Origin of the sequence: Pseudomonas moorei (genome assembly GCF_042846945.1) — a bacterium.
In the GTDB taxonomy this organism is placed as follows: Bacteria; Pseudomonadota; Gammaproteobacteria; order Pseudomonadales; family Pseudomonadaceae; genus Aquipseudomonas; species Aquipseudomonas moorei.
The window spans coordinates 3,077,576-3,090,082 of sequence record NZ_AP035776.1 but is presented as its reverse complement, the minus strand read 5'-3'; the positions used below and the strand labels follow the sequence as shown (position 1 = coordinate 3,090,082).

Here is a 12,507-nt window from a genome sequence, read left to right as displayed (position 1 = left end):
CAGTAAATATCATGTTAAAAGCGCAAAAAACCCGCCATAACAATCAGTTTATTCGATCATTTTCGTAGGGCAACCTTCTGCCCCTGGGGCTCCAACGACTCCCGCTCCCGATCGAACGCCAGGTAATACTTGTTCACACTATTAACATAGCTGACAGGTCCCATCCCCACCTGCTCCATGGCGATGCGTTCCACCTGGAAAAACCACTGATTCGGATTCAACCCTCGACGCCGTGCCTCGGCACGCATCCCCTGCACCCGCTCCGGACCGATGTTGTAGGCCGCCAGCACAAACGCCATGCGCTCACGCTCGTTGAGTTTCGGGCTGGAGAAGAACCTGCGGCGAATCATCGCCAGGTACTTGGCCCCGGCCTGCACATTGGCATCCAGATTCTGAATGTTGTTGACGCCTACGCGCTGAGCCGCGGACGAGGTGATCTGCATCAGGCCGGTCGGACCGTCGCCACCGCCGGCCGCGGGTTGCAGGGCGGACTCCTTGAACGCCAGCGCGGCCAGGTTCAGCCAGTCCATGCCTTGGGCATCCGCATGTTTCTGCAGCACCGGGCGCAGCTTTTCCAGGCGCTGGCGGTCTTCCTTGGCCAAGGGATAGTGCACTTGATACAGACGCCGATAAATCCGCAGGAAATCGGCATCCTGATCAGACGGTTTCTTATAAGTGGTCAGGAAGCGATCGATGCTGGCCCGCAGCATCGACGCGTCGCGGCGCACGAACCAGAACTCCTCGCCCGGATCCCTGATTTGCACCTGCCGATCGAAACGCAATTTGGGCAGGATCTTGCCCCAACGCTCTGCGATCGGTTGTTCGACGATGGTCAGGTGAAAAATCCCGCCCTGGACCATCTCCAGTACGTCCTCGACCGCCAGTGTCGGATCGACCCACTCGATCTTCACGGGCGGCAGTTTGTGCAGGGCGAGTTTCTGATTGATCTGGCTGACGGCGTCCCCGGCAGCGCTGCCGGTGGGCAAGGCCAGGGTTTTACCCGAGAGTTGTTCGAGGCGGGTGTACCGGCGCTCGCCTTTTATGCCGACCAACACCAGGGGGATGTTGCTGGCGATCGGTTCACTGGTGCTGACGGCGTAACCCGCCTGCAGGTCAAGCAACTCGCCCGGCGCGACCAGGTCACCCTCCCCGCGCTGCAGCGCGCCGAGCAATTGATCCTTGGCTTTGGGAATGATCTTGAGGGTGATTTCCTGACCATCACGGGCGTAGCCATTGAGGTATTGCTCGAAGGCCCGCAAGCGATGGTATTCGACGCCAATGGGCTGTCCCTGGACTTCGCCGGAGCTGTTGCGGCTTTGATTGACCAGCACGCGCAACACGCGACTGCTGCGGATTTCCGTCAAGTCACGTACCTTGGTCGCCGGCACGGCTTGCAGTGGCCCGGGCAGACGCGCAACCGCCGGCATCGGCAGCAGCAGCGAACAACACAGCAGTAGCAAAACCGAGGGACGAATCATCCACTCTCCGGAAAGAATTCAGGTTGATCACATGAGTGATTTCATGAAATCAAACGAAAAAACAGAGCGCCTGGAGCGCTGGCAAAATGCGAAAGACTGGCACAGTGATGGCACATCAACCACCCTGTCCTGGCTCGTGGCATCAAAAGACAGCTTTAACTCGTTGTAGTTCTTGGTTTTTCTTATAAATCTACAGCTCTGATATGCTTTCCGGCCTTTGGTCCGAGGTAGCACCATGCAACTCATCGATATCGGCGTCAACCTGACCAACCCCAGTTTTGCCGACAAACACCAGGCTATACTCGACCGCGCCTACGCGGCCGGGGTTTGCCAATTGGTGCTCACCGGCACCAGCGTCGAGGGCAGCGAACAGGCGCTGGAGTTGTGCCAGCAACTGGACGAAAGCGCTCAACGGCTGTTCGCCACGGCCGGCATTCACCCTCATTCGGCCAGCGAATGGAACGCCGACAGTGCCCGGCGTTTGCGCAGTTTGCTCAAGGAACAGAACGTGGTCGCCGTGGGTGAATGCGGGCTGGATTTCAACCGCGATTTCTCGCCGCGCCCGCAGCAGGAAAAAGTCCTCGAAGAGCATCTGGCGCTGGCGGTCGAATTGCAGTTGCCCGTTTTTCTTCACGAGCGGGACGCCAGCCAGCGTCTGCTCGACATCCTGCGTGACTTCCGCGATCACCTGCCCGCCGCCGTGGTGCATTGCTTCACCGGCGAACGGAAGGCGCTGTTCAGTTACCTCGACCTGGACTTGCACATAGGTATCACTGGCTGGATCTGTGACGAACGCCGGGGCACCCATTTGCATCCGTTGGTCAAGGAGATCAAGCGCGGGCGCCTGATGCTCGAAAGCGATGCACCGTACCTGTTGCCACGCAGCCTTCGGCCCAAGCCGAAGAATGGCCGCAATGAACCGGCCTACCTGACCGAAGTGCTGCGCGAAGTGGCGTTGCATCGCGGGGAGAGCCAGGAAGATCTGGCCGCTCACACCACAGCCTGTGCACGGGTGTTTTTTGGCCTGCCTTCGATTCCCGAGTAATCATCAAACCCTGTTGGAGCGGGCTAGCCCGCGATGACGGAGTGTCAGTCAACATTATCGGCGCCTGATTCACCGCCATCGCAAGCTAGCTCGCCCCACAGGGTGAAGCGGTGGCTCATTGACGCATGTCAACATTCGGCAACCTGCATAGCGGCACAATACTGGCACCTTGCCAATGCTGTTTCCGCTATCAGAGTAAACCTCCATGGGTGCCTGGCTTAGCAATATCTCGCTGAAGTACAAATTCTGGGCAGTGAATGCCGTCGCCTTCGTCACCACCCTGCTGCTGGTGCTATACGCCGTGCAGCTGGAACAGCAAGCCCGCAGTCATGCCGCCCAGGCATCGGTCCAGGCCCAGGCGCGATTACTCGGCGCCTGGCCTGCGGGACAGCCGTTGCCAAAAGCTGACAATGTACTGATCTCCGATCGCGGACATGCCCCGCTCCTCAACGGGCAGCCTGTGCTGGAACTGACCGATGCCAAGGGCTGGGTCGAGATCGACTCCATGCCGTTGTTCGGTGACAACCTGCTCATTGGCGCCGAGGCATTCACCCGCGCCGATGGTCAGCAGGTCGCGGTGATCGCCCATGGTCCGAGCCTCAGCCAAGTGTTCAGCGAGCGTTTTGCCAACTATGCCGTGGCCGTGTTCATCCTGATGCTGGCGATGCTTGGGGCTTCGCAATTGCTGATCCGCTTCCTGCTCAGCCAGCTCAACACCTTGAAGGATGTGATGCTCCACGTCGAAAAAACCGGCGACCTCTCGGCCCGCGTCCCCCTGGCGTGCAGCGACGAAGTCGGGCAGATGGCTAACGCCTTCAACGCCATGCAGGCGGGTTATCAACGGGTGGTCAACACGGTAGCCAGCACCGCCCGGCAACTGGACGACGGTGCCGCGCGATTGGCGCTGAGCATGAACGAGGTGCGCCACGGCATGCTCGGCCAGCAAAGCGAGACTGATCAGGCTGCCACGGCCATCAACGAAATGACCGCCACCGTTTATCACATTGCCCAGCACGCCGGTGCCACCCGCGATCTCTCGCAATCGGCCGATACCCTGGCCGGCAGTGGGCAGGAAGTGGTCATGCGCGTGCAGAGATCGATCGCCGGTTTGTCCACCGGGGTGCAGCAGACCGCCGAAATGATTCAGCGTCTGGCCGAAGACAGTCAAAAGATCAACGGCGTGGTCAATGTGATCCACAGCATCGCCGAGCAGACCAACCTGTTGGCGTTGAACGCGGCGATTGAAGCGGCCCGGGCTGGTGAAATGGGGCGCGGGTTTGCCGTGGTCGCCGATGAAGTGCGCAACCTGGCCAAACGCGTGCAGGCCTCCACCGACGAAATCACCGTGATGGTGTCCGCGCTGCAGGCCGGAACCCGGGATGCCGTGGACTTCATGCAAGAGAGCTCGTTCAAGGCCGACGACTGCGTGCAACAGGCCCAGGAAGCGGGGGCGGCGCTGGCGCAAATCACTGGCGCGGTCGCACAAATGCGCGAAAGCAATACACAGATCGCCGTGGCGGCCGAGCAGCAGAGCCAGGTGGCGGAGGAGATGAATCGGGCGGTGGTGAGCATTCGCGATGTCACCGAGAACACGGTGCGCCAGACCGTCAACTCGGCAACGACCAGCAATGACCTGGCGGCGTTGGCCGGGGAGTTGAGCAAGGCCATCGGGCAACTCAAGCTGTGAGGGATTCATCGCGAGCAGGCTCGCTCAAAGGGATAGTCCTTGGCCACATATTGTGGTCTGACAAAACTCCCTTGCTCGCGATGGGGCCGGCCCGGTCAGGATCAATATTGACCATGACCTCTATCACCTCAATAGCCAAGCTTGATTCGCCGCTCACAGCGGCCAGACCTATCCTTTAATCATGTGTTCAACATGGATCAAGGATTAGCATCATGGGTAAACGTCACCCCAACCTTCCCGCGTGGCAATGGCGCGCCTACCCGAACAATCATCAGCATCCGACCAATCTGGTGTTGCACCTGATTGCCGTGCCGCTGTTCATCCTGGGGTTCCTGTTGATTGTTACCGGGGTGTTCGGCTTGAGTTTCGTGAACATCGCCATCGGCGTGATCGGCCTGTTGGCCGCGCTGGCCTTGCAACGTCACGGGCACAGCCTTGAGGCGCAAGCGTCCGAGCCGTTCAGTGATCGCAAGGATGCCGTCTCGCGCCTGCTGGTCGAGCAGTTCCTGACCTTCCCGCGTTTTTTCTTCAGTGGCGGCTGGTGGCGCGCCTGGCGTGAGCGCCACCGCCGTCATTGATCAGGCAAACACCGTCACGGTCTGGCGGCTCATGGCAATCAACCGGCCTTGTGCATCCCACAGCTTCGCGGCGGCATGGCCGTAGCCGTTGGCGGCATGTTCGGTTTCGACGAGGTATTTGCACCAGTCCAAGGTGCTCAGCTCAAGCAACGGCTGCACGAATTCGATGGTCCAGGTCAGGGTGCTGCCCATCGCCGGCTTCTTTAGAAACGGCATCAGCGCCGGCGGCCAGGCGTCGACCAGTGCCAGGATGTGCGACTCCGTGACCGGCTCTTCCTTCACATCGCCTCGCAAACGCACCCAGCCGCCCATCTTACGCGATGTGCTGCCCGTGAACGGCAGCCCGCCGACACTCCAGCGCATCGCCAGGTGTCGCATGAATTCCGGGGTCACACCCTTGATGTAGGGCAGTTCCTGGCAGTCATCCCAGTGCTTCATTTCCGGGGCCGGTTGCGCCGTCACCGCCACTTCCGAAGGACGCGAGGCGCCGAAACTGCCCTGGATCAACGTCACCACCTGCCCTTTCTGTATCGCCCGGCCCAGCACCTGGCTGACGGCTTTGCCTTCGCGCAACACATCGACTTCGAAACTGACCGGCACTTCCGGCTCGACCGGTCCCACAAAGGTGATCGCCAGCGAACGCACCGGCCGATCCGCCGGTACCCTGGCGCGCATGGCTTCGTATTGCAAGGCAGCCACCAGGCCACCGAAACTGGCTCGGCCCTGAGCCCATCCGGCCGGAATGGACAGCTCCAGCGGCTGGCGACGGACAGCATCGAGCAGATCGGAAAAACGCATGCAAACCTCAAGGCAGGAAAAGGATGAAGGAATGTTAACCAGCCGGCGCGGCGGGCACAGTGATGATTACGGCCAAATTAAATGACAGATAAGCCGAACGGGATTGATGTGGGGCAAGAAAGCCTGTGAGGGGCAACCTCGCCCCCCATCAAGTCCTGAGCGTATTCAGGGTCTGAAGCAGGCCTTGCTGAGCTTATCCAGGACACGATCAGCACGCTGCTCAGCATTGACCATGGTGGTTTTCCAGACTGCGACACAGGGCTGCAAATCCGCCTCCTGCTCTGCCCTGGCCAGCCATTGCCAGCAGTCATGCCAATCACCCAGGGCACTTTGCGCGGACTTCAAGCGAGGTAAAGCCTTGGCTGGCAGTCGATCCAGTTCGGGATAGGCTTCGATGCCATAACGCACGCGCTTGATCAGCAGACGCAAACGATGACGGTCATGGGCAGGGTCGTGCAGGGCCTCGTCGAGTTTCTTCCATTGCTTGGCCAGGCGCTTTTCGATGCGCCTGCGCAGGCCCTTGAGCAAGCCCTGACGCTGGGCGGCCCGCAGGAACCGCGGAAAGGCATCGACGATCATCAGCAAATGCGCCAGTTCAGGACTGACCGCCACCGCAGGATAGGCTTCGGCCATCTGCGCCATGCGCCGCTGCGCCGCCTCGGGTTGACCGTGCTGGAGCAGATACGCCGCCAGCACCTCGCGATCGCGCAAGGGCGTGGTCAATTGGCCAACCGCAGAGGCTGCCGCCTCCAGTTGTTCGACACCGGGCAAGCCACGCAATGGCCGCAACAGGCTGCGCAATCGACGCACGGTGGTGCGCAGTTCGTGCAGCGCTTCCGGGTCAGTGTGGGCACTCAACCGCGCCTGGCAGGCCAGCAGATGGACATCCAGCCCTAAAACGTGAGCGACTAACCGGTCAATCAAGGTAGACATCGCTTGCTCCTTGAACGGGATTACCCCAATGGCAGCCTCACATCATGCCTCAACGCCCCGCCCGTGACTCACGAATATAGAAACGTGCCTTCTCGGCCTTGTGGGAGCAGCCTTCAAAGCCCTCGAATTGCTGTTGGGTCTTGGCCGCGGTCAACAGTGACAATGCCTTGGAGTAACTGACTGTCCCGGCGAAACCTTCCGCTTTGGCCAGGTCCAGTTCATGCCACGCGGCGTCAAGGTTGCTGCCGCAACTGTCACGGTAAGCGGTTTTACCGGCACAACCGGCAAGCGCCAGGGCAATCAATGGCACACAAATCCAGGCTTTCATCACTCACTCCTCAAAGATAGGTAAACAATCATCCACGTAGGACGGTCTGGCGCGGGAAAAGTGCCGTCCATCGCCAGAGCAACTATAGCGCTCGCGAGAATAACCACCCGCCGCCATGGAATGTCGAAAAAACGACGCATCCACCCCACCGAACGACCATAACGATTGAAGCACGCCCCACGATAGGTGCATTGTTGAACCATTAAAACGAGGGCGGTTCATGAAGAAGCGTGTCGCACTGGTATTGGGTTCAGGTGGAGCCCGCGGCTATGCCCATATTGGCGTTATCGAAGAAATTGAGCGGCGTGGCTACGACATCGCCTGCATTGCCGGTTGCTCCATGGGCGCGGTGGTCGGCGGGATCTATGCCGCCGGCAAACTCAATGAGTATCGTAACTGGATAGAGAGCCTGGATTACCTCGACGTTTTGCGCCTTGTCGACGTCAGTTTTCGCCTGGGAGCGATACGCGGGGAAAAAGTCTTCGGACAGATCCGCAAGATCGTTGGCGAAATCAATATCGAAGACCTGCGCATCCCCTATACGGCGGTGGCCACCGACCTGACCAACCAACAGGAAATCTGGTTCCAGGAAGGTTGTCTGCACCAGGCCATGCGGGCTTCGGCGGCGATTCCGAGCCTGTTTACGCCAGTGATGCAAGGCAATCGCATGCTGGTGGATGGCGGCATTCTCAACCCGCTGCCGATCGTGCCGGTGGTGTCGAGTCACTGCGACTTGATCATCGCCGTCAACCTCAACTCCACCAACCAGCGACACTATCAACTGCCGGTGATCCAACGCCCGGCCGCGTTCAAGACCCGCTTCGACAGACTGATCAATTCCCTCGGTTCGAAGATGCCGTTCCGGCGCAAGCCGGCCGAGCAATTGTTGCTGCTGGAAAAAGAAGCGTTGCTGGCAGCAGCAGCCGAGATCAACCCCTGGATCGAATCCGCCGAACCCGAGGCCCAGCAACCGGCTGCCGCGCCTGAACGCGACGGCGCGCCGAAATCCGCCACCGGTTCATTCATCATCGACAACGTCGGGCCGGCGTCCTTGCTGGACCTGATCAACCAGAGTTTCGAGGTGATGCAGACGTCGTTGGCGCAGTACAAGATTGCCGGGTACCCGCCGGACATCCTGATCAACGTGCCGAAGCGGGTGTGCCGGTTTTTCGAGTTCTACAAGGCGCCGGAGTTGATCGCGCTGGGACGCGAGATTGCGCGGGACACGCTGGATCGATATGAGAGCGAGCGCGAGTCCTGAGATTTCTCGAGTCGATGCAATGGCCTCATCGCTGGCAAGCCAGCTCCCACAAGTTCAGTGGCCTTCACAAATGTTGTGCTCAGCTCAGCCTGTGGGAGCCGGGCTTGCCCACAATGGGGCCCGATCAGCCAGCACCAGCCTGAAGACCACCCTCACTCAACAACCGATACCCCACGCCCGCCTCGGTCACGATAAACCGAGGCTGGGTCGGATCGTCCGCCAGTTTCTGCCGCAGATGCCCGACTACGATCCGCAAATAGTGACTGTCCTCGGTGTGAGTCGGCCCCCAAATGTCCTTGAGCAACTGCTGCTGGGTGATGACCCGTCCCGGATGCCGCGCCAGTTGCGCCAGCACCGCGTATTCCTTGCGGGTCAACGCGACTTCGGCACCATCGAGCAACACCCGGCGATAGGCCAGGTCCACAGTGAGCGGACCGAAAGTCAGCGCCGCTTGCTGAGCCTCGCCCACCGGCGCCTGGCGTAACAGCGCGCGTATTCGCGCCAGAAACTCCTGAATGCCGAACGGCTTGGTCACGTAGTCGTTGGCGCCGCCATCCAGCGCTTCGACTTTCTGCCCTTCGCCAGCGCGCACCGAAAGCACCAGCACCGGCACCTTGGACCACTCGCGAAATTCGCGCAGCACTTGTTGGCCGTCCATGTCCGGCAGCCCAAGGTCGAGCACCAGCAGGTCCGGTTTGTTCAGCGCAGCCTGGGCCAGGCCTTCGGTGCCGGTGCCGGCTTCCAGCACTTTGTAGCCTTGGGAAGCGAGGCTGATGCGCAGGAATTTGCGGATCTGCGGTTCGTCGTCGATGACCAAAATGGTCGCGGTCTGGCTCATGGTTTCCGGTCGTGGCATGGAGAGTTCCAAAGGGTATCAGGCTTCACTTTCAACGTTCACTTTCAAAGGCGGGCTGTTCCTGCAATGGCAAGTGCAAAGTGATGCAGGTGCCGTGTCCTTCGATGCCGTCGGCGACGCTGATACGACCGCCATGGGCGCCCACCATGCCCTGACAGATCGCCAGCCCCAGCCCGGTGCCTTGCCCGCCGCGATCACCCCGTGCCGCGGTGTAGAACATGTCGAAAATCTTCGCTCGCTCAGCCTCGGGAATGCCCGGCCCCTCATCACTTACCGAGAAAAACAGCTCTTGGTCAGCGACACCGGCGCGCAATTGCAGGCGGCCATGCATCGGCGAGAAACGCGCGGCGTTTTCCAGCACATTGATCAATGCCTGTTCGATCAGTGCGGCGTGGACATACAGCAGCGGCAACTGCGCCGGGACCTCGACACTGACCTGCAACGGCGCCAGCACCGCACGCAGGCGATTGAGCGAACTGCCGACGATGTCGGCCGGCGACACCCAATCCCGCGCCAGCTTCAAGGCGCCGTGACCGAGGCGCGTCATGTCCAGGAGGTTTTGAATATAGCGGTCCAGGCGTTCGGCTTCATCACGGGTGCCTTCGAGCAATTCGCGGCGATCCTCCAGCGGGATCGCCTCACCGAGAGCCAGCAAGCTGTCGATGCTGCCGCGCATGGAGGTCAGCGGTGTGCGCAAATCGTGGGACACCGAGGCCAGTAAGGCGCTGCGCAGTTGCTCGGTCTCGCCGTGCAGGCGTGCGGCTTCCAGATCATCGGCCAGTTGCGCGCGAGCCAGGGCCTGGGCCAACGGTTGACTCAACGCCGTCAACAAGCGCCGACGCTGACCGCTCAGGGTCTGGCCTTCCTTGGCGCAGACACCAAGCAGCGCCAGCGGACCATCCTCCACCGACAGCGGCCACCACCACCAGCGCCCGAATGGCAGCGTCCCGGTACCGGCGCCGGCCGGTTGATCGTGTTGCCAGGCCCAATCGGCGGCGGCACGTTCGGCCTCGGTGAACTCCAGCGGCCCACCGGTTTCGACTTTCCAGCCGCTTTGACCGTCCCGATTGAGCAAGCACAATTGCAAGTCGCTCCAGCCATTGAGGTGCTGGGCGGCGGCGCTGATCACCGCCTGACGGTCCGTGGCAGCGGTGAGTTTGCGTGACAGGTCGAGCAATTCGGTGGTTTCTTCCTGAGTATCGCGCAAGGCCTCCAGTTGCCGGCGCTGGCGTGCCGCGAGGTTACCGGTGAGGGCCGCCATCAGCAGGAAGAACAACAAGGTGAGCACGTCTTCTTCGCGCTGGATGCTGAAGGAAAAATTCGGCGGAATGAACAGGAAGTCATACGTCAGAAACGACAACGCGGCACAGGCCAGTGCCGGCCCCAGACTGCTGCGCACCGCCACCAGTAACACCGCGGCAAGGAACACCAGCGAGATGTTCGGCAATGGCAAAATACTGGCCACTCCCCAGGCCAGGGCGCTGGCCAGAATCGTCGCCACCACCGCCAGCGCATAATCGAACCAGACCAGCGAGTGCGCCGGTCGTTGGCGGGGCGGATATTGTTCTTCGTCACTGGCAAGGACGTTGATTTCCAACCCGTGCGCATCGCGCAACAAGCGTGAGGCCAGCCCTCCCCCGAACAACCGTCGACGCCATCGCGCCCGGGACTGGCCGACCAGTACCAGGCTGGCACGGCGCTCGGCAGCGTGCTGGATCAAGGTCTTCGCCACCTCGCCAGCGCGCAGGTGCACCACCTCGCCCCCCAGGCGTTCAGCCAGTTGCTGGGCGCTTTGCAGACGCAGGCGCGACTGCTCGTCTCGCACACTGCCGTTTTCCACATGCACCAGGCTCCAGGGCAAGTGCCGGCGCTGGGCGACACGGCTGGCATGTCGCACCAGACGCTCTGCCTGGGCATCGCCGTCGACCCCGACCAACAAGCGTCCCCTCACGGCCGGCGCGGCTTGACCCAGTTGACGATACCCCTGGGCCAGATCGTTATCGACCTGGGCCGCCGCGGTTTGCATCGCCAGTTCGCGCAGGGCGGTGAGGTTGGTCTGGGTAAAAAATGCATCGATGGCGGCTCGCGCCTGCTCCGGCACGTAGACCTTGCCGTCGCGCAGACGCTCGAGCAGTTCGCGCGGCGGCAGGTCAATCAGCAGCAGTTCGTAGGCCTCCTGCAGCACCCAGTCCGGTAATGTCTCGCGGACCTGCACGCCGGTAATGCCACGCACCTGATCGTTGAGGCTTTCCAGGTGCTGGACGTTGACGGTGGTGAACACGTCGATGCCGGCAGCGAGCAATTCCTGAATGTCTTGCCAGCGTTTGGCGTGGCGACTGCCAGGGGCGTTGCTGTGGGCGAGTTCGTCCACCAGCACCAGTTTCGGTTTGGCCGCGAGCAGGCCGTCAAGGTCCATCTCTTCGAGCATCACGCCACGGTATTCCGAACGCACCAAGGGTTGCTGTGGCAAGCCGCCGAGCAACGCTTCGGTTTCAGCGCGACCGTGGGTTTCCACCACACCGGCGATGACTTTCACCCCCTGGCGCAGTTGCGTGTGCGCCGCCTGCAGCATGGCGTAGGTCTTGCCGACACCGGGTGCCGCACCGAGGAAAACCTTGAGTCGGCCCCGGCCGTCCCGGGGCAGGTCTGCTAACAGCGCGTCGGCGCGGCCGGAGTCGCTCATGCTTGAAGCTCACTTTTTCAGATGTTGATGGGGCGATTGTTCTATCGCCATCGCGGGCAAGCCCGCTCCCACAAGGTTTTCCAAAAACTGAAAATCCCTGTGGGAGCGGGCTTGCCCGCGATTGGCGGTGCCATTCACTTACAGTTTTTCGAGGGCCAGATTCAACTCCAGCACGTTCACCACTGGCGGCCCCACCAACGGTTGCTCGACGTGCGCATCGAGCAAGTTCTGCAGGGTCGCCACCGGCAGATTGCGCGCCGCCGCGACACGTGCCAGTTGATAGGCAATCGCCGCCGGTGGCAAGTGTGGATCAAGACCGCTGCCGGAGGTGGTAATCAGCGCCAACGGCACCGGGCCCTGACCGGGCACCAGCAGTTTATTGGCATCGTCGATCACCCGGGTCGCCAGTGCCGGATTGCTCGGCGACAGGTTACTGGCACTGCTCGACACGGTGGCAAATGCACCGGCCGATGGACGTGGATGGAACCAGGCGTCACCCACGAAATCCTGGGCGATCAGCGAGGAGCCGCGAACCTTGCCCTCGGCATCGCGCACCAGGCTGCCATTGGCTTGATCCGGGAACGTAACCTGGGCCACGCCAGTGACCACCAGGGGATAAGCGACGCCGGTGATCAGGGTCATCAAGACCAACAGGCTCAAGGCCGGACGTATCATTGTGGACATTTCATAATCCTCGAATTCACTGAAAACAAACTCATTACCTGTGGCGAGGGCGCTTGCTCCCGCTCGACTGCGCAGCAGTCGTATACCTGGTAAATGTGATGTGCCTGAACAAATGCGGTGTCTGGGTTGGGGCTGCTTCGCAGCCCGGCGGGAGCAATCTCCCTCGCCACAAAAAG

The 12,507-nt window shown here is 61.1% G+C and carries 12 protein-coding genes; 5 read left to right on the top strand and 7 right to left on the bottom strand.

Translation table 11 applies throughout. The features are described 5' to 3' along the window. Positions 1-56: 56 nt before the first annotated feature. Positions 57-1,478 (bottom strand): transglycosylase SLT domain-containing protein, encoded by a 1,422-nt coding sequence (locus ACGJAX_RS14390; protein WP_390959588.1) that lies wholly within the window; start codon positions 1,476-1,478, stop codon positions 57-59. A 31-nt stretch (positions 1,479-1,509) separates the two neighbouring features. On the opposite strand from ACGJAX_RS14390, the gene ACGJAX_RS14385 reads away from it, so the two are divergent. The 4 genes from ACGJAX_RS14385 to ACGJAX_RS14370 all read left to right on the top strand — a co-directional run bounded on the left by ACGJAX_RS14385 (position 1,510) and on the right by ACGJAX_RS14370 (position 4,788). Then, on the top strand, positions 1,510-1,647 hold the full coding sequence (locus tag ACGJAX_RS14385; RefSeq protein ID WP_390959586.1) for a hypothetical protein: 138 nt from the start codon (positions 1,510-1,512) through the stop codon (positions 1,645-1,647). A 66-nt stretch (positions 1,648-1,713) separates the two neighbouring features. Beyond that, a complete protein-coding gene (locus tag ACGJAX_RS14380) occupies positions 1,714-2,523 on the top strand; it encodes a TatD family hydrolase (RefSeq protein WP_390959584.1) in 810 nt (269 codons plus the stop codon). Between the two features lie 205 nt (positions 2,524-2,728). Continuing rightward, entirely contained in the window at positions 2,729-4,210 is a 1,482-nt protein-coding gene (locus ACGJAX_RS14375) for a methyl-accepting chemotaxis protein (RefSeq protein ID WP_390959582.1), read from the top strand. Positions 4,211-4,422: 212 nt separating this feature from the next. Then, positions 4,423-4,788, top strand: a complete 366-nt coding sequence (locus ACGJAX_RS14370; RefSeq protein ID WP_047527128.1) for a terminase — start codon at positions 4,423-4,425, stop codon at positions 4,786-4,788. Here ACGJAX_RS14370 and ACGJAX_RS14365 read toward each other — a convergent pair whose 3' ends face one another. The 3 genes from ACGJAX_RS14365 to ACGJAX_RS14355 form a co-directional block, all read right to left on the bottom strand. Next, positions 4,789-5,586, bottom strand: coding sequence for an acyl-CoA thioesterase domain-containing protein (locus ACGJAX_RS14365; RefSeq protein ID WP_390959580.1), 798 nt, complete (start codon positions 5,584-5,586; stop codon positions 4,789-4,791). A gap of 165 nt (positions 5,587-5,751) precedes the next feature. Beyond that, the gene (locus ACGJAX_RS14360) at positions 5,752-6,519 is read right to left on the bottom strand and encodes a CHAD domain-containing protein (RefSeq protein WP_390959578.1); all 768 of its coding nucleotides are present in this window, start codon (positions 6,517-6,519) and stop codon (positions 5,752-5,754) included. 49 nt (positions 6,520-6,568) lie between these two features. Then, on the bottom strand, positions 6,569-6,847 hold the full coding sequence (locus tag ACGJAX_RS14355) for a hypothetical protein (RefSeq protein WP_007991739.1): 279 nt from the start codon (positions 6,845-6,847) through the stop codon (positions 6,569-6,571). Positions 6,848-7,067: 220 nt separating this feature from the next. On the opposite strand from ACGJAX_RS14355, the gene ACGJAX_RS14350 reads away from it, so the two are divergent. After that, positions 7,068-8,108: a patatin-like phospholipase family protein gene (locus ACGJAX_RS14350; RefSeq protein WP_390959576.1), complete on the top strand. Its 1,041-nt coding sequence runs from the start codon at positions 7,068-7,070 to the stop codon at positions 8,106-8,108. A gap of 124 nt (positions 8,109-8,232) precedes the next feature. Here ACGJAX_RS14350 and ACGJAX_RS14345 read toward each other — a convergent pair whose 3' ends face one another. From ACGJAX_RS14345 to kdpC, 3 genes are all read right to left on the bottom strand, one after another. Then, positions 8,233-8,946, bottom strand: coding sequence for a response regulator (locus tag ACGJAX_RS14345; protein WP_390959871.1), 714 nt, complete (start codon positions 8,944-8,946; stop codon positions 8,233-8,235). A gap of 49 nt (positions 8,947-8,995) precedes the next feature. After that, the gene (locus ACGJAX_RS14340) at positions 8,996-11,647 is read right to left on the bottom strand and encodes a sensor histidine kinase KdpD (protein WP_390959574.1); all 2,652 of its coding nucleotides are present in this window, start codon (positions 11,645-11,647) and stop codon (positions 8,996-8,998) included. A gap of 138 nt (positions 11,648-11,785) precedes the next feature. Continuing rightward, complete coding sequence (kdpC, locus tag ACGJAX_RS14335; RefSeq protein WP_390959572.1) at positions 11,786-12,331, bottom strand: potassium-transporting ATPase subunit KdpC; 546 nt, start codon at positions 12,329-12,331, stop codon at positions 11,786-11,788. Positions 12,332-12,507: the final 176 nt, after the last annotated feature.

Coding starts and splice junctions, on each gene's coding strand:
- ACGJAX_RS14360 (WP_390959578.1), bottom strand. CDS start 6,519: ATGTCTACCTTGATTGACCGGTTAGTCGCTCACGTTTTAGGGCTGGAT.
- ACGJAX_RS14390 (WP_390959588.1), bottom strand. CDS start 1,478: ATGATTCGTCCCTCGGTTTTGCTACTGCTGTGTTGTTCGCTGCTGCTG.
- ACGJAX_RS14380 (WP_390959584.1), top strand. CDS start 1,714: ATGCAACTCATCGATATCGGCGTCAACCTGACCAACCCCAGTTTTGCC.
- ACGJAX_RS14370 (WP_047527128.1), top strand. CDS start 4,423: ATGGGTAAACGTCACCCCAACCTTCCCGCGTGGCAATGGCGCGCCTAC.
- ACGJAX_RS14375 (WP_390959582.1), top strand. CDS start 2,729: ATGGGTGCCTGGCTTAGCAATATCTCGCTGAAGTACAAATTCTGGGCA.
- ACGJAX_RS14365 (WP_390959580.1), bottom strand. CDS start 5,586: ATGCGTTTTTCCGATCTGCTCGATGCTGTCCGTCGCCAGCCGCTGGAG.
- ACGJAX_RS14350 (WP_390959576.1), top strand. CDS start 7,068: ATGAAGAAGCGTGTCGCACTGGTATTGGGTTCAGGTGGAGCCCGCGGC.
- ACGJAX_RS14340 (WP_390959574.1), bottom strand. CDS start 11,647: ATGAGCGACTCCGGCCGCGCCGACGCGCTGTTAGCAGACCTGCCCCGG.
- ACGJAX_RS14385 (WP_390959586.1), top strand. CDS start 1,510: ATGAGTGATTTCATGAAATCAAACGAAAAAACAGAGCGCCTGGAGCGC.
- ACGJAX_RS14345 (WP_390959871.1), bottom strand. CDS start 8,946: ATGAGCCAGACCGCGACCATTTTGGTCATCGACGACGAACCGCAGATC.
- ACGJAX_RS14355 (WP_007991739.1), bottom strand. CDS start 6,847: ATGAAAGCCTGGATTTGTGTGCCATTGATTGCCCTGGCGCTTGCCGGT.
- kdpC (WP_390959572.1), bottom strand. CDS start 12,331: ATGTCCACAATGATACGTCCGGCCTTGAGCCTGTTGGTCTTGATGACC.